Genomic DNA, 21,596 nt, shown 5'->3' with positions numbered 1-21,596 from the left:
ACCTAATCCTTTATAATCATGCAAAATGCAAATTATAAACCCTCCGTATCCTCCGGCTGATAACGCCGAAAGACTTTTTGCATTCGATATCCTATCAGCCAGATCCCCACAGCCGGCATCAGAAATATCAACGGCCAGATCAGCCAGATTGTGAATGCAGTAAATGCTATGATAACTGCCGTGTAAACCGTTGTCGGCAGTTCTGCGAAAAACAGTACCAGACTGTTTCGCATGATGTTTTTCAAACTGTTTTGGAATAATGCGATTGATGCAAAAACCCAGATTGCATATAACCAAACCAGTCCAAGCAATATCCAGAACAAAACTGAAAAGCCTTCGTTGATTTTGCCGCTCTGTGCCATTGTCCGGATGATCGCGTCATCCGCAAACAATACTGCTGAGATTGCCAGAAATATCACCATGGCAATCGTGGATTGTTTCAGATTGCTTCGGAATCCTTCCCAGAAGCATGGAATCGTATATCCGCGATTGTCCATCAGATTCTTGTGAATCGTATGATACAATGCCCCCAGCGATGCCCCAGCGGTAACCACCGGGATACATCCGATGATAAACATCGCATTGACCAGGATCAACAAAACCAATTTGGTTATCCCCGTAAAAAACCAATTGTCTGCTTTCAAAAATCGTTCCATCAAATGATTACTCCTTTACTCCTCCAAGGGAGATTCCGGCGATAAATGCTTTTTGGAAAAATGGATACAAAATCATAACAGGAATGACTCCGACCACCGCCATCGCCATACGGATGGATGTACCAGGGAGTTTTGCTGCCGCTGCTCCCGCCTGCGAAATCGTCTGTATGTTTTTGATATTGTCGATGATACTCTTCAGCAACTGTTGCAATGAATAGAGTTTTTCATCGGTGATATAGTACAATCCGTTTGCCCAGTCATTCCAGTATCCAAGGCCTACCATCAGGCCGATGGTTGCCAGAATCGGAAGGGAAAGCGGAAGAATGACTTTGAAATAAATGTACCATTCTCCTGCACCGTCAATCTTTGCGGCTTCAATCAAAGCCGGATGGATATTGGTTGCAAAGTTGTTCTTGTACAGGATGATAAAGAATCCATTGAACAACAGGGTCGGGAAAATTAATGCCCAGATGGTGTTCTTCACATGGAAGGTCTGCGTCCACATGATGTAGGAAGGAACAATACCTCCGTTGAACAACATGGTGAAGAAAACCAGGAATGTAATAATTTTTGCTCTCTTATAATCTCTTCTGGAAAGCGGATATGCCAACATTGGTCCGATCAAAAGAGAAATTGCAGTTCCGATTACCGTTACGACAATGGTAATTCCATAAGAACGCATGATTCGTCCGGCGTTGGAACTAAACAAATAGGTATATGCATATGCCGAAAACTTTCTCGGCCAGAAATTGTATCCAAACCTTGCGAGTGTGCCATCCTCTGTCAGCGATGAAGCCAAAAGAAGGATAAACGGCAATACTGCCATCAAGGTCAGGATGATTAATATGATATTGATTAAAACTTGGAAGCGTTTCTCTCTTACGCCCTTTACACTTGAATCTTCCATATTGCCTCCTCCTAGAACATTGCTGATTCTTTGTCTACTTTTCGTACAATCAGATTAACAACAAGTACGAGGATGAATCCGACAATTGCCTGATAGGTGCTGGCTGCGGATGCAAGCGAAATATTGTTGTTGACCATCAAAGCTCTGTATACAAAAGTATCAATGGTATCGGTTGCATCATACAGTGCACCCTGGTTCAACGGTACCTGATAGAACAATCCGAAATCTGAATAGAAGATTCGTCCGCACTGCAGAACGAACAAGGTAATAATGGTTGGTTTCAACTGCGGAATGGTAACATATACAATCTGTTTCCATTTGCTTGCCCCATCGACGCGGGCAGCTTCGTAAAGGCTGCGGTCAATTCCGACAATGGATGACAGGAAAATAATGGAATTGTAACCAAGCTGTTTCCAGACATTAATGAAAATCAGGATAAACGGCCAATACTTCGTATTGGAATAGAAATCCTCGAGTCCGGTCATCTGGCTGACCATTCCGACTTCTGCTGCAAAGAATGCATAAACAATATAAGCAACAATGACGAATGAAATCAGCTGTGGAAGCAGAATCAATGTCTGATAGGTTCTCTGCAGGAATTTCTTTGCCACTTCCGACAAACAGATTCCGACGATGATACCGGTTAAGATTCCAAGGATGATAAATGCCGCATTATACAAAAGTGTATTGCGCGTGATGATCATCAAATCTCTTGACCGGAACAGTGTTGCGAAGTTGGATAATCCAACCCATGGACTCTTCCACAATCCAACGGAATAATCTACTTTTTTAAATGCAATATAAATTCCAAACATCGGAATGTAATTGTTAATCAGGAAGTAAATCATACCCGGAAGGATCATAAAATCAAGTGCACATAAAATCTTGTGATCCGATAATTTCTTGAGTGCGAAAATAAGAATGATCAGGTTCACTGCTGCAATGATATACAGTCCGTATCCTGCCTTTACACTCTTTAATCCATCGAGAACGCTTGCCATCTTGGATGCGAGAACGGCAGGAACTGCGATTCCGATGATTGCCGCAATTGCCTGTACCTCAGCGACCACCTTCTTTGCTTTTCTTCCCAATGTCAAAAGTAAAACTGCACAGACAGTGATTGCAACAACCGCAATCCAGAGTGCAATGTTTGGTTTTAGTACGACGCGGCCTCCACCAAGTGTTTTTCCCTCAAGTAATGAGGAGCCCAACAGGGAATAACTCTTAGCACGATATTTGTAAGATGCTGCCGGAAAAAACAAGCCCACCAGGGAAGCCAGCATCAGGACGGCTAAAATGATATCCCACAAGAGGCCTTCGCCAATCTTGTTTTTGCTCTTCTCCATAAGTCCTCCTTCAATAAAAACCCTTAACTTATACGATGATATTAACATAGTTATGGCATTGCCCCTTTTCGTTTTTTGCTCTATGAGATACGATTTTTTAATATTGTTATAGTGTGCACAACTTATCTTGTCTAAAATATTAATTTTTAGTCTCTTTTTTTATGCTGCATTTTTTGCACCAAAAAAGGGGTCTTTTCCGACCCCTTTTTGGCTTTTGAACTTGGTATTTGGAATGATATTTAGAAGAAAACTTCTTTTCCGGATTCTGCAGACTTGTAAATGCCTTCAAGAATCTGGGTAACTACAAAGGCCTGCTCCGGCTTTACCAGAGGATCCTTGTCGTTTAAGATTGCATCGAGCCACTGATCCTGCTCGCGAACAGCTTCTGCGGCAGCTCCGCCTTCAAAGAAATCAACCTTTCCTGCAGGGGAAATGATCTTTTCCATCAGCTGGTTGTGCTCGACGGTGTTGTAAATCAACTCATCTTCCGGATAGCTTCCGCCGTGGTGAATTTCTGCACCGGCGCGTGTTCCGCAAAGAGTTGTGGACGCTTCCATAGACTTCAGAACATTCAATGCCCATGAAGCTTCAAGATAGATCACAGCGCCGTTCTTCATCTTTACAAGACCGAATGCTGAATCTTCTACTTCAAAAGTCTTTGGATCCCATGGACCGAATACATTTCCTTCCGGGCCATGCTCATCTCTTCCGAGCTTGTAGAATACCTGTCCGGAAACGGATTCCGGTTCATAATTGTCCATCATCCATAAAGTAATATCCAATGCATGTGTTCCGATATCAATCAATGGACCACCACCCTGGAGGGATTTGTTCGGGAATACGCCCCATGTCGGAACAGCACGGCGACGAAGCGCATGTGCTTTTGCCATATAGATTTCTCCGAGTTCTCCGCTTTCGCATGATGCATGAAGTGTCTGTGTATCATCACGGAAACGGTTCTGATATCCAATTGTAAATTTCTTGCCGCTCTTCTTCCATGCGTCAATCATCTTCTGTGCATCTGCTGTGCAATGTGCCATCGGCTTCTCGCACATAACATGCTTGCCTGCTTCAAAAGCAGCAACGGTAATCGGGCAATGAGCCACATTTGGTGTACATACATGTACTACATCGATCTCGATGCTCTTATCCGCAAGCATCTCCTTGTAGTCCGTATAAACCTTTGCATCAGCAGTACCGTAATCTGCCTTTGCCTTTTCTGCACGCTCCGGAATGATATCACAGAATGCTACCATTTCAGCGCGCTCCGGGAATTTTGCAAGAGAAGGCATATGCTTCTGATTTGCAATTCCGCCACATCCCACAATTGCTACTCTAACTTTCTTTGCCATAGTCATTTCTCCTTTGTATCTTTCATTGTAGTGCAATTATTCTTCCACATATTCTGCAGCCTGCATTCCTGCAATTCGTCCGGTATTCACGGCAAATCCCATGGAGTTACCCGGCAACAGGAACATATAGCTGTCGTCGTAAATATTACATGCATCCGCACCTGCTGCATACAGACCCGGAATCGGCATGAAGTCCTTGTCGCAGCATTCGCAGTTTTCGTTGATTCGAATGCCTCCAACCGTGCCGTATCCGCCCGGATGAATTGCTGCCGCATAGAACGGTCCCTTGCGCAGCTTCTTCAAATAGCGATAATTCTTGAAGAATTCTTCATCTCTGCCATCGCAGAAATCATTGTATTCATCAACGGTCTCCTCAAGGGTCTCCGCATCGATGCCAAGCATTCCCGCAAGTTCTTCGATGGTGTCGGCCTTGAAGAAATTCTTTGATCCGTTTGCAACCAACTCATCAAAATCATCAAAGAATCCCGAAACATCCGGATCAGGTGTAACAAGTGAGGTAACATCTACACCATTCTTTACATAACCCTTTGCGGTTGCAGTATCACAAATAGCATAAATTGTCTTGTCTTTTTGATGATTTGCCACATTGCCGAGGTAGGTGGTATTCTGTGAAAATTCCTCGTTCATGATACGCTTTCCGAATTTGTTGACAATCAGATTCGGCTGTTTCATCACATTGATGACATTTCCGGAAGCTTCCTCACCTCCACCGAGGTCAGCCGCCTGCTCGATGCGTACCGGCAGATGATCTGCGCCTGCAGCCCATGCCATCTTTAATCCGTCACCCATGATTCCCGGAATTGCGAAATTGTAAATTTCACGTCCCTGTTCCAATCCAATCTCATCCTGGATAAACTGCTTATTTGCGCCGGCTCCTCCGGTACAGATAATTGCAGCTTTACATTCGATGACAAATTCTTCACCCTGTGCGTTCTGTGCGCGTACGCCGCAAACCTTGCCTTCGTCATCCTTGATAATCTCAAGTCCCTTTGTCTCCAAAAGAACATTGACGCCTCTATCCTGCGCATCTTTCAAAAGCGCTTTATTCATATGACCGGCTGCGCGAGGGCCGATTTTGTTACCGGTCTTGACGATATGCCATGTTGCCTCGGACTGTGGGAAATAGCGGAATGCGCCTTCGAATTCCACACCTTTTTCCTCGAGCCATTCAATGGTCTCTGCCGACTGTTCGAAATATCTTTTTACCAGTCTGGCATCCACATTATAGTGGGTGTAATCCATAAACATATTGAATGCCTTCTCAACGGTCACATCAATCATCTGCTGCTGCTGGTAGCGGGTACCGATTCCAAGCGGTCCCATTCCCATATTGGCTGCGCCTCCTGCCACATTTGCCTTTTCGATTACAATGACATCTGCGCCGTCCTCAGCAGCCTGACATGCGGCAGACAAACCTGATGGTCCTCCGGCGATGACCACAATCTGTGTCTTTAAGTTTTCCATACTGTATCCTCCTTCGAGCTCCGAATTATACCGTTTTGATATACTCATCGAAGTTTTTGTATTTCTCCATCTCCGCGTCGATAAAGTCTTTATTATCCTGAAGCTTCGGCACGCAGACCGGAATCATATTCTGGATCTCGTGATAATGCTCGTAAATACCAATCTTGGTATTGCGCGCACGCGCCTTTTCCTCTTCGGAGAAGGTTACCTTAACCTTGTCTCCTTCTACGGAAAGCTTGCCCCAGATTCCGCAAATCGGACACTCCACATCTGTTGTTCCGTTGATTGACAGAAGCGGATTATGACAAACAGGGCAAACGCCGTCTGCACCTACCCATGTATCCACTTCTTCGTATGGCTTTCCGATTGCTTCCGCAACTGCGCTACCAAGCTGTGCACAGGTTTCCATCAATTCACGGTTCAATACCGGATGGCCTGTACGACCCTGGTCATAAGCATCGATATGTCCCACACACTTCATGCACTGTGAGAAATCGTTCAAATGAAGCATCGGCAATCCAAGGGCCACCCAATTGTGTGTGCCGGCTCCGCCGACTGAAATATATCCGGTGTAGCGATCCTTGAAATATCTCTCATCCAAAAGCGGCTTGCCTTCTTTTTCGCGCTTCTTGTTTTCTTCGATCAAAGCCGCACGATCATGTGACGGTCCGAAGCGATCGACGAAATTCTTAAACTGTCCTACAATACCAACTGCATATACCGGAGCACCAATGATGATGCCGTCTGCATCCAGAACTGCTTCTTCCAAAATATGATAATCATCTTTGAAACAGCAGTGAATTTCCGTGTCACCGTTATCTTTGCATCTGCTGCAATAGTCGCAGGCGCGACAATGTCCGATATTCAAACGGACGGTATTGATGAATTCCACATCAGCCCCTGCCTTCTTTGCTGCAATTAAAGCTTCTTTTACCATTACGTCGGAACGTTGATTTAATCTACCAAATGAAATTCCTAAAACTTTCACGAATATGACCTCCTTACCATTAACCTTCCTAGCAATATCATCATACTGAATTTATATCTCTTTTACTTTTCATGTTTTGCTCCATTTTCTATTTGATTTAATTATTTACGCAGACTATTTTCCCATTTTTGCATCTTTATCTTAATTTTGTATATATTTTTTTAACATGACGCGTTATAATCAAACTATACTTGTAATGGGAAAGGAGTTATTCATGTCATTTATTTCTCTGGAAAAACCGGTTCAGGAAATCGAAATCTACAAATTAGACAAGCCGCTCTCCTATCGCCATCAGGATTTTACCATCCTGTTGCTGCTCGACGGACAAGCGCTGATCCGCAATACCTATTTCCTGCCGGAAGATCTGCTGCTTCTGCCACCGGGTGTGGAAATCAGCATACAGCCGATCAGTCAGGTCGTTTTGGCGGTCATCCGTCTCAACAACTATCTGCTCCTGTCATCTTTGGATCACTTTACTGTTTTTTCATCCATTCATGACAGTCCCACCAATGTACGTTTAAAAGAATGCATCGGTTCGCTTGAGAATCTGATTCGCAGCTATCGCACCGGTCTGGTCTCACATTACTATTTTCAGTTCATCGATGATCTGATGCGCATTTTCCCGGCCGAGGATCATATGCCGGACCAGGAGCTGACCAATTCGACAAACGAGCAGATTTTGCAATATATCCATGAAAATCTTTTGCAAAACATCAGCCTGAATCATGCTGCGGCATCCGTGCATCTGACTCCGCAATATCTGGCTTCCTTTTTTCAAAAGAAATACGGTTGCACCTTCAAGGATTATGTCAATGCGCAAAAAGCGACACTCTGCCTGCCTTTGCTGCAATATACCTCTTTTTCGGAGGAGGCACTCGCAGGATTGCTCGGTTTTCACTCCGCGCTGTCCATGAACAAGGCATTGCAGAAATCTTACGGCAAAAATGCAAAGCAGATTCGAAATGAGAGTTTGCTTCCTTGCGAAATACTGCCTTTCCCGGAAGAGAATCGACTGAGCAACTTTGACCGGTATTTGTCCAATGCCGTGCATCAGGCGCAAAAAACCGAATCCAATCAAATTGCCAATATTCAGGAGTATTCCACTTCCTACAGCACCGACTTCGGACAGATGCCGAATTCCTGGCGTCAAATTCTCAATATCGGTCGTTGCGCCAATATGGAAAATCCGCAGTTCCGCAATCAACTCATCTCTTTGCAACACGAAATCAATTTCAGGTACGCGCGTATCATTGATTTGTTTGATGAGATGACCATCCATGAAATCAACGGACAAATCTTTTATGTATTCGAAGAAATATTCCAGGTGCTCGATCTGTTTTTGAGTCTCAATCTGATTCCCATGATTGTTTTGGGTAATCATTACCGTCATATCGGGCACGGAACGGGCGACAATTATCTGATTAATTCCTCTGAGAACTATCAGAGTTATTATAAGAAGCTGCAGCGTGTGCTCCCGGTTTTCATCCGTACCTGTCACAACCGGTACGGATTGCGCGAAGTGTCACGCTGGCATTTTGAAGTCTGCTATGATTTTGCCAATCGCAGCAGCTCGCGCCAGACACCGTGGCAGTTTCTGACCACCTACCAAAAAATAGAAGGCATCATTCACGAATATGTCCCAGACTGCAAAGTCGGTGGTCCCGGATATCAGTCTATCCTTCCTTTGTCGGAGTTTGAAGGCATCCTGAAAAATATCCAAAAAGAGCAAATCCGTTTTGACTTTATCAGCTTTTTTGTCTACGGCAACAAGGATCTGTCCCCGGATTCCGGCATCATGCCGACCGGTTCTATCCTGGTTGACCGTGCGCGTGAAAGCACGCTTCTGGTGCGCAAATATTTCCGCGACATACCGCTCTATATGACAGAATTCGGACCGTTTTACAACAAACGCAATTTCTTAAACGACTCCGTCTTTCTCGCATGTACCCTGTCATGGTTTATGACAACACACCTCGAGTCAGTCGATGCGTTGGGATATTGTCTGTTTTCCGATATCAGTACCGAATATGCCGATTCACGCGGATTGTTGTTTGGAGGTTCCGGTATTTTTACTTACCTGGGTATCCGCAAGCCAAGCTATTATGTATTTCATTTTCTCAATCAGCTGGGTACGCAAATGGTCAGCACACATCCGGGTCTGATCATGACTTCAAGCAGCAAATTCTCTTATCAGCTGTTGCTTTATCATTGCCCCGGTCTGACATTGGAAGCAACTGCAAGCCGACACTGTAAAGAATTGTTCGAGTCCGACGAGTTCGTCTTTGAGCCGCTCGCACCAAAACAGCTCAACATTTCCCTGACACAGATGGTGCCGGGCCGTTATCTCGTCAAATCTTACCGGCTGAATCAGCATTCCGGTAATCTGCTGCATGAATTCAGCAAGATCCGCGATGTGACCGACCTTGCGCAAACCGATATCGACTGTCTTCAGGCGCTGTCGATTCCGCATGCAGAGCTGGAGGCGTTGCAGGTGAAAGAAGACGGCATTTTGTCACTTTCCCCGACCATACAGTCGCTGGAAGTGATTTTTATCCAAATTGATTACAATTATAAAGTGGAGAAAGCTTATGAATTATAATTCTGATTTCCCGATTTCATTCTTAAAACAATACCATCTGTCAAAGAGTATCCCGTACCAGAGCGACACTTTTGACATGATTTATATCATATCCGGCACGCTTACCATCACCTCCGAGAACGGTGACAGCATTGAATATCCGCAAAACAATGTGACGGTTTTGCACAGCAACCATGCCTATCGGTTTGAACCGAGCAACGACAATATCATGATTCATTTCGGAATCAATTCCGGTTTTATGGTGCAAAACAATTGTATTGATGCGCAGATTCTCTGTGATTCCATCCTCGAGCCAAACCGCAATTATATCCAGATCAAAAACCTGATTATGAATATTTCATCGCAATATCTGGACAATTCCGATTTGCATGAGCTTTCTTTGCTGGGTCAGATTTATCAGTTGCTCGCACTGCTGCAGACAGATTATTCCATCACCGTCAGCGATGCGACAAACGACGGTGGCAAATACCAGGAACGCATCTCGCAGATTCGCACTTACCTGCTCGAAAACTATCGTCAGCAGATCACGTTAAGTAGCCTGGCCGACTCGATGTTTTTGACACCACAATATCTGTCCAAATTTTTCAAACGGCATTTTCATGCGAATTTCAATCAATATTTGAACCAGCTTCGCATCGAGCATACCCTGCGCGACATCATGTATACCAGCAAAAGCATCACTGACATTGCCGTGCAGCACGGATTCCCGAACATTTCGACTTTCAACCGTCGTTTCAAGGAAATCTACCAGATCTCGCCGCGCGAATACCGCAAAAAAGCGACTTCTGCCCCGCCGGTCACCGCTGAATGGCTCAGCGAAAATCGTGAATTCGAAACGCCACTGGCAGTTGAGAATATTAATACCAGAGAGATTTCCGCATTTGTCGGGCTTAAGACGCAGATGCCGCATAATTTCACAAAACTGATCAATGTCGGTTACGCACACAATCTGCTTTCTCAGGGATTCGTGCAGCGTCTCCTCAAAGCCAATCAGGACCTGAATCTCGATTATTTGCGCATCGAAGGCATGATCAGCAATACCATGATCCCACGTCTTGCCGGTCGCAATGATTACTATTTTGCAAATGTGCAAACTGTGCTCAATCTGTTATATGAAAACGGGCTGACGCCGTTCATCGAATTGGGCAAAAATTCCTTTGACTATCTGAATTATTCAATGGCCAATGTCCCAATGCGCATCTACAGCAACAAAGAACGTTTTCTGAACATGTTTGAGGCATTCCTTGCTTTTGTCACCGACCATTATGACGCTGAATGGTTGGACCGATGGCATTTTGAATTGTGGAAAATCCCACGCGAATCGGACGATGACTATTTCGAGGGTTTTAACAAAATCAATCGCCTGATCAAAAAATATCTACCAAATTCGAAGTTTGGCGGGCCGGGACATATCACCTCGATGAATTCAGACAGTCTCATCCATCAGTTAGAAGAATTCCGCAACCGTGATCTCCATCCCGACTTCATTTCCGTGCACTTCTTTACCTTGCAATATACGCTTGACGAAGTTGGCAACATCGATTTGTCCGCCGTTGCGCGCGGATTGCGAACACAACAGTTGTGGATTCTCGACCGTATCAAAAGCATTATGGGACATGAGATTCCATTGTATATCACGGAATTTAATTCCTCGCTGATTCCACAGACCTATATCAACGAATCATGTTTTCAGGCAACTTTCATCACCAAAAACCTGCTTGAAATGCATACCGATTCCGATATGATCGGTTACTGGATGCTCGATGACAGTTCTTTTAAATCCAAGGATCTGAGCATCTATCTGGTCAATGGCATCAGTCTGATCAACAAGAACCAGATTCCGACACCGGCCTATCATGCATATTCATTTTTGAATCGTATGGGTGAATTTTTGATTGAACAGGGAGAAAATTATTGCATCACGCAGAGCAAAGACGGGAATTATCAGGTGCTCACCTACAACTATGCGCATTTTGCAAATGTAGAATCACTGGTAAAGAATGTGAAACATTCGATTTTGGATGTCTATCATTATTTCGAATCCGTCCCGCCGATTACGATGAAATTCACACTCAGCGGTCTGACTCCGGGCAAATACCGCGTACATCGGCATCTGCTCGACAGGGCGCACGGCAGCCTGCTCGATGTGCATTTGGGCGGATTCCGTGCAAGTATCATTGACGAAACGGAATATATGTACAAAATACAAACCCCGGCGCGCGCAGATGTGGATTATCTCCGCAAAACCTGCGTGCCCGAGGAACGTGTTATTTTCCTGAATGTCGAATCAGAGCTGACGCTTTCCATCACACTCAATGCACACAACGTATGCTTTTTCGACATCGCAAAAGAATATTAACTTAATCTGGCCAGCATCTCATGGTGTCTGCGAACCTGCTCCCGGCTATCCGGCAGATTTTCGTAGCCCATGTCCTGCTGGTCTCTTTGACCTTCATATTCGGAATTGATATAGCCGTCAAATCCTTCTTCTTTCAAAATTCTCATCGGCGTTTCATAATCAATGCAGGCATCTTCATACTGCCCAGGCTTGCCCGCGATTTCCGTCATCTCATAGAATTTGCCATGCATGCTTACAATATAAGGAATAATCTTTCTCAAATCTTCCGGATTCGCAGACATCTCATGCAAAGCCATTCTGTCAACCGCATTGAGCGGCAGGTCATGATTCGGATATTTTTCTCTGACAATCTGATGGATTTCATCCGGTCCGTAATTTGCTGAATTTTTCAAAATAAAATCTACTGCCTCCGGCGTATTGGTGTGGCGCTTGGTATATGCAATCGCCACAGAAGACGGCTTGTATTGGAAGATACCAAAATCCGGTACGATGCCAACATGTTTAGAGCCTGTGCGATCTGCCAGTTCTAAAATCTGTTCTGTCATTCTAAAATCCAATGCTGCCGCCATTCCCGTTGTCGGCTGCGGCTTATCGCCTTTAAAAATCGGAAGCGGTGCATGAATCTCTTTTCCCATACGGACATTGCACTCTTCCGCAACAGGCAGTGCAGCCTCGATGACATCAATCGGGACCAGACAAAGCGGTCTGACATTCTTAAAGCCAAGCTTTGCGGCAAGGCGAATATCATTCTTTAATCGTTCAGCCGCCTCTGCATGGGTCATCACATGATCACGGAATTGATGCACATCCAGATAGACATCCATGGTCACTGCATTCATATTATAGCGCGCCATTGTATTGCGAAAATCAAAGCAGAATTCCTCACTTGGGAACGGATAATCTCTGATGACCGCCTCGTCGATGATTTCGATTCCATCTGTATGCAGATTCTCACGCACTTCCCGAATCTGATCCTTCCAGCTCATCTGTCCGAAGAACTGCTCCTGCTGATAACTGTATAGTGATACACCTCTTTTGATTGCCATAGTTCCCACCTCCTAGCATTCCTGTAATTCTAAATCAAATTGACAAATGGTTTCTGTCTTTCCGGCGCCTGCACCGGAGCCCGGAACCGGTGGATTCTTCACCCATTCCTCATCCCAAGGCATGTATCCATACTGGGCCAAAATCGACTGCTGCAAACCAATTTTATGCATGCCTTTCGACAATCCGCCTTCCTTTGTCACGTAAACCCAACCTTCATCATCATAATTCCAATGCTCCCAACAGGCGGTCTTGATTTCCTCGAAACTACGCGGCGCCTTGCCGTTGATTTCGAATCGCTGCAAATTGCGCGGATATTCCGTGCCATCCACATTGATGTAGTAACCATTGTGCAGAGAGAGAAAACATCCTCTGTAATCTGCGATGCGAACCGCAAACTTAAAGCCGGTGACTTTTCCATCTTCTGTCACATTTTGTAAACTGTCTTTTCGAATCAAATACTGGTCAAACATAAAAATACCTCCCTTGTTTTATCATTTAATTTTTATTATTCATATTCTGACTTTAGGATTGCCTTGTCTTTCCATGTCCCTGAACGATATCGAATGAACCCCAGCAACAGGGATGCGCTCCATCCCACAGGTGTCGCCCACCAGACACCGAATCGTCCCCAAAGCGCTGCAAAAAGTACTGCAAGCACTGCACGGGAAATAATTTCCATCAGACTCATCCAAACCGTCGGTGCCACATCCCCTGCACTCTTCAGGAAATTCTGGAAAATAAAAACCAGCCCCAATACCGGGCCAAACGACATCGTTACATAGATGACTTCCTCCGCCACTGACGCCACTGCCGCACTCTGTGTAAAAGTTCCCACAAACGGACGCGCAAAGACAATCACCAGCACCGAGACGACTGCTGCATAGCAGAATCCGATCAAGCATCCAATATGCAATCCCTTTTTGACCCGGTCGTATTTTCTCGCGCCAATATTCTGCCCACAGAATGTTCCCGTTGCCATTCCAATGGCATAGGACAGACACATCCCGATCTGTTCTGCTTTGTTGCCGACCGTATATCCGGTAACTGCCACATCGCCAAAACCATTGATGGCCCGTTGCATAAACATGGCAGAGAGTGAAACGCCACAGGAAGAAAGTGCCGACGGGACACCGATTCGGATAATCTCGCTTACAACCTGTGCATCAAGACGACAGTCCCGGATGCCAAAACGAAGTTCCGGAAGTCGGATCAAAACATAGACGATGCATGCGACTGCCGAAATCAGCTGTGCCAGAACCGTCGCCAAAGCCACACCTGCGACACCCCAGCCGAAAACAATCACAAACATCAAATCCAGCACCACATTCAAAAGACTCGCCGCAATCAGTACCACCAGCGGTGTGATGGAATCTCCCAGTGCCCGCAGCACCGCCGACATGCCATTGTACATGCAGTTTGCCAGAATCCCTGCGCACATCACAGTCAGATAAGTGGTCGCAAACCCAAGCTGTTTGTCAGGCGTATGCAACAATTTTAACAGTGGGTGTGAAATCCAGATTCCAACAGCCGTCAAAAACAGGCCCACCAATAGATTGACAATCGTCGACGAGATAAAAATTTTGCGGACCATTCCCTCTTCTTTTGCCCCGAATGCCTGCGCCATAATCACAGATGTTCCGCCCGTCAGACCGGTCAAAAGCGCAATAATGAGATTAAACGTAGGCGCGCAGGAGCCGACTGCTCCCAGTTCTACCGAACCGACAAAATTTCCCACCACCAGCGTATCGACCATATTATAGACTTGTTGAAACAAGGTTCCGATAAAGAGCGGTATTGCAAATAATGTCATCGCCTTAACCGGGCTCCCTTTCGTCATATCGTTTACCATAAAAATGCCCCCGTCATCTTCTCTACTATTCCATTTTATTAAAATTCATTCACGAAAAATATTCCACAGTTATCCTTTTTTGACTTTTTTACAATCAAAAAATATTCTTGTTCATCATAAAAAGCTCAGATTCCTGCAGGCAGGAGTCTGAGCTTTCAGTCAATTCATATTCAGCTATGATTTCTATGTTATTCAAAATCTACGGATTTCATTGTGCGAGCAGATTCTCTTGCCGCATCCATCACTGCGAGCACACGCTTTACCTGAGGAATCTGAACCAGGAATTCCTCTTCGCCGCGATATGCTTTCACATAATTTTCGAAATACATTCTGTGATTTGTCTTTGCAGCCTCGATTGGCTCTACCACAATTCTTCCTTCCGGTGGCGGTCCAAAGGATCTGGTCGGGCCTGCAGCGGTCATAGTACGCTGTCCGCCTACATTTGTAAGCAACTGGCTGGTGGTGCACTTCTTTCCGATTGGATCAAAGCCATCCACATATGCAGTTCCCTTGTTTCCACCCATGAACCAATGGCGCTCAAACCATTTGTTCTCGCTGTTTGGATCTTTTAAGAAATAAGTTCCCAGCTCTATCTCTGCTGTAATTCCGCTCTCAAAGCGAAGCAGAATCTTAAAATAGTCATCTACCTTTTCGTTGATGACATTGCGCACGTCCGCAAATACGGATGTTATTTTGCCCGGAATCATCCAAAGCATCTGATCGATCAAATGAACACCCCAGTCGTAAAGCATTCCACCGCCCTGTTCCGGATAAACATGCCAGTCATGCATATTTCCGTTGAAGCCGTATAGCTTGGTCTGAACGGTGTAGATATCTCCCAATGATCCGTCATCAAACACCTGCTTGATGGTGCGGAAATCCGGATCAAATCTTCGTTGCTGATGCACGGTAAATTTCACACCGTTTTCCTTTACCACCTTTTCCATTTCTTCCAGTTCAGCCGCAGAAAGTGCAAGCGGCTTTTCGCAAATGATATCTTTCTTTGCCTCGGCTGCTGCCTTTACCAGCTTCAAGTGCTGGTTATTGTTTGCAACAATCAAGACCACATCCACATCCGGATCTTTCACCAAATCATTTGCATCCACATATTTCTTTATTCCGTCCGGTACATCATCCAAAAGGCCCGGCGCATTATCGCAAATGGCAACTACATCAATTCCGTCGAATTCCTGAAGCATAGACAAATGTTCATGTCCCATAAATCCGAAACCGATTATGCCGAATCTGATACTCATAATACATCCTCCTTTGTTACTCTTTGTAATCAGTATACCGATTTTATACATGAATAACTTTTCGATTTTTGTTATATTTTGCGTATTTTTTTATCCATAATTATTCTGAAAGAATAATTTTGTCCTGCGGCAGCCATTTCATGAAGCACTTTTCCAAATCTGCACCCGAAATCGGTTTGCTCAGATAATCCGAAAATCCCAGTGAGAGATATTTTTCCCGTGAGCCTGCGATTGCATTTGCGGTAAGTGCAATCACCGGAGTCTGCTCCACCAGATTCTCCGCTTTCATAATCTTGAGCGCATCCACACCATCCAGTTCCGGCATCATATGATCGAGCAATACCAGATCAAACTGCTGCTGTCTGAGCAGTTCAACCGCCTGCCAGCCGCCTGTTGCTTTTGTAATCTGCACTTTATTATGCTTGAGCAGATAGGCAACCACAGTCAGATTCATCTCGTTATCGTCCACGACGAGGATTTTTGCATCCGGCGCCACAAACATTGCATCATATTCTTTGCTCTTATTCTTCTTGAGCTTGATTCGCTCAGAATAATTGCCAATGGTCTGCTTTTCCGTCACCACTTGCGGAATTCTCACATAGAAGACAGAACCACGACCGTACTCACTCTCGACTCCGATTACACCGTTCATCAATGCGGTAAAATCACTCGCAATCGCCAGTCCCAGTCCTGTTCCTTCGATATTGCGATTTTTCTTTTCATCAACACGACGAAATGCATCAAAGAGATGTTCCTGATCCTGCAGACGGATTCCCCGTCCTGTATCAATCACTTCAAAGCAGATACGCACATTTCCACTCTTGCCACGCATCTCCGGGTAGACCTTCAAAGTCACACTACCCTCATCCGTATATTTGGCGGCATTTGTCAGCAAATTGGTCAGGATCTGCTTGATGCGCATCTCATCGCCCATCAGGCATTCCGGTGTCGTCGGATCGACATCTACGATAAAATCCAAATGCTTCTCCTGTAACCGGTTCGATATCATATTAATCAGATCATTTAAGACTGCACTCAAATGATATTCGACATAAACCAGCTCCATTTTGCCCGATTCCACTTTGGAAAAATCGAGGATATCATTGACGAGCGACAACAGCATATTACCGCTTGTTTCGATATTCTGTGCATATCTGCGGATGTTCTCATCCTTGCATTCGCGCATAATCATCTCGTTCATGCCGAGCATCGAATTGATCGGTGTGCGGATTTCATGTGACATATTTGACAAAAACGCCGATTTGCTCTTGGTTCCCGCACGCGCCTCGTCACACATCACTTCCACAATATGTAGCATATCGTCGAGGCTTCGCTCCTGCTCCGCAAAACGCTTTTCCTGCGTCTGAATCAAATCAACAACCTCGCAGACTGCCCACATGCTGATCAGGATTCCGATGATCAGTACAGCAAATTCCATCCATTTAATGAAATGGATGATTCCAAGCAATTCTGCCACAGCAAATTGCATCAGCGTAAAAATCATCGCCAGACCGATTACAACCGCGCTTCGTTTCAATCGAAAACAGATGACCACGATGCATTGCACCATATATACCACAACGATCATGGCGAATGTCTTGTAAATATATGTCAGCACCACCGCATTCACCAGAGATGACAGACAGGTAAAAATACAAAATGCAAATGAGGTAACACCTCTTTCATTTGTCATGCGCGTGATTTCCCAAAAGGTGATGCACCACGCCACCAGCAGGCATACCGGTATCCAGTTATTCACTTTTGGATCCACAGTCAAAGCCACTGTTACAAATATTCCCTGCACGACATAAAGGAAAATTGCGATGAGGCGCCCTGCATGATAGTTCTGATCAACCATGAGATTCCACCTCCTTTGGGATAATAAAATTCAATCCTTGATGGACAACAGAGGCTTCGCACTCTGTATAGCCATATTCAATTTCGCCATCCAGATTAATTGCAATCGGGCTGCCATCTTTGTGTCGAATCTTAAAGGTCTCGGCATTGCCCATAAATCCCCGTTCCGATACACGATCCATGTCCGAACTCATCAGAGCAAGCGCTGTGCGCCAGGTGCCAATGTAACGGGATTTGTCCGCCATGAATACAGAGGCATATCCATCACGATATCTGCCTTTTGGGGCAAAATGAAACAGACCTGCAATTACACAGCCGTTTCCGAATATCACCTCCGGATGCTTTCCGGTATAGGTCTTGCCGTCCACTTCGATTTCGTATTCCTTCATTCCGGTATGGAACATACTCTGTACCACCGCCATAAAATAAGGCATTCGATTTCCCATGCGGCTGAGCGCGCGATATCGTTCAAATGCGTCCATCAGGCGCTGGTCCTTTCCAATCGACAGTGCATTCAGTGCAATCCCGTGATTCGTGCGAATATAGTCAATCGGAATTGCTTCCCCGTCAATCAGATTTTCGATATGATGAAATTTTTCTTCGTCCTCTCCAAACACTTTCAGAAAATCGTTGGACAGGCCACATGGATAGAATCCAATCTCCACTTTCGAGAGATCATCGATTCCTTCGATAACATTGCGCAAAGTTCCGGATCCACCGCAACAATAAATGCGCAATTTGTATCCTTCAAAATAATGCATGACTCTGCGAATCAGTTGTGTTTCGGATTTTGGTCCGCGCGTCGTGAAGACAAAATAATCATCTTCCGGCAGCTTTGCAATGATTTCACGCAGTTCTTCCACTTTTGTTGCAACTCCGGCAAACGGATTCACGATAAAAATATGTTTGATATTGCCTTTTCCCAAAGAAGCGCGGCGCATTCTCTCATCCAACATTTCATCGTCGGCATGACCTCTTTTGGCGCGTTCAAGCGCAATGCGCAGTCGCGCCTCGCGGACAGCCTGTGACCGCGAACTCATCCGCTGCCCGAACAGCATCAGTGCCGACAGAACCAGTGCAATATTGACAAATCCGATTCCGTAATTCAAAGTCTGTATCACCGTCGCAATTGCCGGAAAAACCACATACGAAGCCAGTGCCAGTGTCTCAAATGTTCCAAGCATTTTGTGATAATAAATCATGCATGCCAAATACAGCGAGATAATGACAACCGGTCCCACATTGGACAGCAGATACCACGAACCACGCGTATAATGATTTGTCTCATCAAAATAATAATACCAATCTGTAAATTGTGAAATTGTCAGAAGGATCAAAGAAACGAGGCCGATAAGTCCCATTACAAATGCCCATCTGCGCGGAATTTTGCGTCCGTGGTCTCCGATGGTTTCGAGCAAAAAGGCAACCGAAAACATGGATATCACAATGAACAATGCAAACACCAGATAATTGGAAATACGCGTTGCCCACCATCCAATGGTTGTCGTATTGCCGCGATAATAGATTGCGAATACATCCGCAATTAGCAGAATCATCATCAGAAAAAACATATGCCTCAAAGTCCGCGTACTTTTCGGTTCTTCCTTGCGGATGATAAAAAGGCTGACGGCAAAGACCGCACATAGTACGGCCGACCACAGCTCAATATAAATTTGAATCAGTTGAATTGTTGTCATGACAGTTCCTCACACGACTCTTTCATAAATAAAAGCACATAAACAATGCTTCCATGATACTTGCTTTCGACAAGACGCTGCATGTCAAAAACCCTTTTTACCGTCCCCTTTCGCGTGACAACACGATAATCCCTTTTGCTGCGCAGAATCGGAAGTCCCGCAGCATTCTGAAGCGACAGGTCCTCCATCAGCCAATCATAATCCTCCTCATGAATAAACCCGCGACAATTTAATCCCGCATACTGCAGGAAATCATTCAAATCCGTACAGTCAAACATGTCCACAGCCTGATTGTTTGCAAATAGGATGTGTCCCTCCGCCTTTGCCTCATGCACAATCAATGCACACGGAATATTCTCCACGATATCATTCATGTTGAATCCAAGCTGTTTCCGGTCCTCTTTTTCCATGCCTTCTTCATAGATATGTGCACCGTTCTTGCCATTCAATTTAACAGCATATAATGCAATATCCGCTTTTTTAAACAAGTCCTGAAGTCCGTTTGCCTGTTTTGGATATTCCACATATCCGGCAGACACCGTCACCATACAGTGGCCTTCTTCAAACTGAAATTCCATATCCATATGGACCAGTCTGTCAATATACGGTTCGGCCTGCTGCGCAGTTACATTTTTCATAAAAACCAGAAATTCATCGCCGCCGTTTCGCGCGATCAATGCCTCTTCCGGAAAAATCTTTTTCAAATTATTTGCCAGCGTGCAAAGCACTTCATCGCCTGCCAGATGGCCAAACATGTCATTGACATATTTGAAATTGTCGATATCCAGCATAATCAGCGTACATGGCATCATCTCATGCGCATAAATATATTGATCCGTATAGCGATCGATTCCATGACGGTTCAACAGTCCCGTCAGCGCATCCCTGTTGCCGACCGTGTCGAGTTCATCCACCAGATCGTGATTGGTAATGCGGAATGACACATAATACGAAATCTTGTTCAACACCTGCTGAATATCAAGCACATGATCGTCTTCATAATTTTCGACACAGATGATTCCAATCGGTCGTCGATTGCTGTAAAGAATCTTAATCGCCAGATTTTTCACTCCGCGTGCCTTCATATTCTCATAAACAGAATTATCAAATTGCTTAAAATCGTCCACCTCATACAGCGAGACGCTGCGATGCGTATTCATAAATTCGCGCATACGCAACAGGACATGCATCGGATACTTAGGCGGACATTCCAGATCCTCTCCGGAGCGGCAAGTCCATTTGAAGGTGGTCTCCACCATATTGTTGTTGACTTCCATCAAAAAAATACGATCTGCATGAAGTGTATATCCAAGTGTATGAAACATCTTGTTCATCGCGGTCTTGTAATCGCGCTCCGAATTCAGGACCGTGGTGCAGTAAATGACCGCTTCATTGGTCTCAAACTGTTTTTGCTCCTCATCCGAATTGATAAAAGCAAATGCGCAACAGTCCTTCTTGGAAACAGGTGCACAATTAAACGAAACCCATGCGCCCATCTCCGGAGCAAAAACACGACCGTAACTGCTTTTTCCCTCTATCATCACTTCCTGACAGTTTTTCAGCCAATCATCATTCGTACGTTCAAACGTTCCATAGATTGTCTGCCCAATCAGTTCTTCCGGTGCTTTCCCCGTCCATTCGCAATATTTTTGATTCACGAAGACAAATTCCATATCCCGGACCTGCGTGTGTGACTCATCATAAATTGCACGCAGGACCACATATGCCACCGGCATATCTTTTTCAAAATCCATCTGTGAACTCATCCCCACATCAACAACACGCGTCGTAAATAATACTTTGCGCAATTTGCCGGTAAGGGTTCTGCTGATAACAAAAAAAGACGCACGAATCCAGCCATGAATGACACCTCGAAAATCCACCTCCAGATTGTCGCATTCGCGCAGCTTTTCCGTAATCGTCTCAAATTCCACGAATGAAACCATTGACTCACGGGATTCCGGTGTGGTCATCTCTTTCATGACTGCAGGAAAACACTCGGAAATCTTGCCTGTCGAGCCGACATAGTCATGTATTTCCGGTGTTGCCTGAATTTCATTGTAAACGTCTTTTTCAAAATCCAATAAATGTATGCTGTTGTAAATAGAGGTAATCGCATCGAGCATGCTTCGCTCCGACAACATATCCTTTTGCCGGATTAACCCCTTGTAAATTTGTTTTGCCCTCTTGTCCATTTT

Annotated in this window: 15 protein-coding genes; 2 read left to right on the top strand and 13 right to left on the bottom strand. The window is 45.0% G+C overall.

Annotation, left to right across the window (positions count from 1 at the left end):
* Positions 1-32: 32 nt before the first annotated feature.
* From CSX02_RS13235 to CSX02_RS13210, 6 genes are all read right to left on the bottom strand, one after another.
* A complete protein-coding gene (locus CSX02_RS13235) occupies positions 33-656 on the bottom strand; it encodes a YesL family protein (protein ID WP_031544441.1) in 624 nt (207 codons plus the stop codon).
* 7 nt (positions 657-663) lie between these two features.
* Positions 664-1,563 (bottom strand): carbohydrate ABC transporter permease, encoded by a 900-nt coding sequence (locus CSX02_RS13230; protein WP_031544439.1) that lies wholly within the window; start codon positions 1,561-1,563, stop codon positions 664-666.
* Between the two features lie 11 nt (positions 1,564-1,574).
* Positions 1,575-2,909 (bottom strand): ABC transporter permease, encoded by a 1,335-nt coding sequence (locus CSX02_RS14085; RefSeq protein ID WP_330399614.1) that lies wholly within the window; start codon positions 2,907-2,909, stop codon positions 1,575-1,577.
* Between the two features lie 239 nt (positions 2,910-3,148).
* Entirely contained in the window at positions 3,149-4,261 is a 1,113-nt protein-coding gene (locus tag CSX02_RS13220; RefSeq protein WP_031544435.1) for a Gfo/Idh/MocA family protein, read from the bottom strand.
* Positions 4,262-4,297: 36 nt separating this feature from the next.
* Positions 4,298-5,746, bottom strand: coding sequence for an FAD-dependent oxidoreductase (locus tag CSX02_RS13215; protein ID WP_099387024.1), 1,449 nt, complete (start codon positions 5,744-5,746; stop codon positions 4,298-4,300).
* A 25-nt stretch (positions 5,747-5,771) separates the two neighbouring features.
* Positions 5,772-6,734, bottom strand: a complete 963-nt coding sequence (locus CSX02_RS13210; RefSeq protein WP_099387023.1) for a flavodoxin family protein — start codon at positions 6,732-6,734, stop codon at positions 5,772-5,774.
* A gap of 214 nt (positions 6,735-6,948) precedes the next feature.
* On the opposite strand from CSX02_RS13210, the gene CSX02_RS13205 reads away from it, so the two are divergent.
* Together CSX02_RS13205 and CSX02_RS13200 are read left to right on the top strand one after the other, a co-directional pair.
* A complete protein-coding gene (locus CSX02_RS13205; protein WP_189281595.1) occupies positions 6,949-9,333 on the top strand; it encodes a GH39 family glycosyl hydrolase in 2,385 nt (794 codons plus the stop codon).
* Positions 9,323-11,692 (top strand): GH39 family glycosyl hydrolase, encoded by a 2,370-nt coding sequence (locus CSX02_RS13200; RefSeq protein WP_099387021.1) that lies wholly within the window; start codon positions 9,323-9,325, stop codon positions 11,690-11,692. The genes CSX02_RS13205 and CSX02_RS13200 overlap by 11 nt, the downstream gene beginning before the upstream one ends.
* Here CSX02_RS13200 and CSX02_RS13195 read toward each other — a convergent pair.
* The 7 genes from CSX02_RS13195 to CSX02_RS13165 form a co-directional block, all read right to left on the bottom strand.
* Positions 11,689-12,738 (bottom strand): sugar phosphate isomerase/epimerase family protein, encoded by a 1,050-nt coding sequence (locus CSX02_RS13195; protein WP_099387020.1) that lies wholly within the window; start codon positions 12,736-12,738, stop codon positions 11,689-11,691. The genes CSX02_RS13200 and CSX02_RS13195 overlap by 4 nt on opposite strands.
* 12 nt (positions 12,739-12,750) lie before the next feature.
* Entirely contained in the window at positions 12,751-13,209 is a 459-nt protein-coding gene (locus tag CSX02_RS13190; RefSeq protein WP_099387019.1) for a C-glycoside deglycosidase beta subunit domain-containing protein, read from the bottom strand.
* A gap of 35 nt (positions 13,210-13,244) precedes the next feature.
* A complete protein-coding gene (locus tag CSX02_RS13185) occupies positions 13,245-14,588 on the bottom strand; it encodes an MATE family efflux transporter (protein WP_099387018.1) in 1,344 nt (447 codons plus the stop codon).
* A 188-nt stretch (positions 14,589-14,776) separates the two neighbouring features.
* Complete coding sequence (locus CSX02_RS13180) at positions 14,777-15,844, bottom strand: Gfo/Idh/MocA family protein (RefSeq protein ID WP_099387017.1); 1,068 nt, start codon at positions 15,842-15,844, stop codon at positions 14,777-14,779.
* A gap of 100 nt (positions 15,845-15,944) precedes the next feature.
* Complete coding sequence (locus tag CSX02_RS13175; protein WP_099387016.1) at positions 15,945-17,702, bottom strand: ATP-binding protein; 1,758 nt, start codon at positions 17,700-17,702, stop codon at positions 15,945-15,947.
* A complete protein-coding gene (locus CSX02_RS13170) occupies positions 17,695-19,398 on the bottom strand; it encodes a diacylglycerol kinase family protein (protein WP_099387015.1) in 1,704 nt (567 codons plus the stop codon). The genes CSX02_RS13175 and CSX02_RS13170 overlap by 8 nt, the downstream gene beginning before the upstream one ends.
* Positions 19,395-21,593, bottom strand: a complete 2,199-nt coding sequence (locus CSX02_RS13165) for a diguanylate cyclase domain-containing protein (protein WP_099387014.1) — start codon at positions 21,591-21,593, stop codon at positions 19,395-19,397. The genes CSX02_RS13170 and CSX02_RS13165 overlap by 4 nt, the downstream gene beginning before the upstream one ends.
* Positions 21,594-21,596: the final 3 nt, after the last annotated feature.

Origin of the sequence: Agathobacter ruminis (genome assembly GCF_002735305.1) — a bacterium.
In the GTDB taxonomy this organism is placed as follows: domain Bacteria; phylum Bacillota; class Clostridia; order Lachnospirales; family Lachnospiraceae; genus Roseburia; species Roseburia ruminis.
This window is presented reverse-complemented; position numbering and strand designations above follow the sequence as displayed.